This window comes from Mesorhizobium sp. M3A.F.Ca.ET.175.01.1.1, from assembly GCF_004791945.1.
Lineage (GTDB): Bacteria > Pseudomonadota > Alphaproteobacteria > Rhizobiales > Rhizobiaceae > Mesorhizobium.
The window spans coordinates 1-302 of record NZ_SRTP01000317.1; the positions used below are offsets into that span (position 1 = coordinate 1).

Consider the following 302-nt stretch of genomic DNA (forward strand, 5'->3'; position numbering starts at 1 on the left):
CAGTTCCGTAGTCAGCAGCAGAATTGCCTTGCCCTCTTCCGCCAGACCCTGGATGGCACGCCATATCTCGAACTTGGCGCGCACATCGACACCGCGGGTCGGGTCCTCGGCGATCACGATGTCGCCGCCGCGCGCGATCCATTTGCCGATGACGATCTTCTGCTGGTTTCCGCCGGACAGTTGTGACGCCAGCTGCGACAGGCCGTTGGTCTTGATTGCCAATGTGCGTACCAGGCCGTTGGCCGTCGCGTTTCTTTGCCGACGCTTCACGAAGCCGAGGCGACCGAGGCGGCGCAGGATCG

1 pseudogene is annotated in these 302 nt (G+C 63.2%); it reads right to left on the reverse strand.

The features are described 5' to 3' along the window. Positions 1-302 (reverse strand): annotated as a pseudogene (locus EN818_RS33180) (D-xylose ABC transporter ATP-binding protein); the annotation flags it as partial.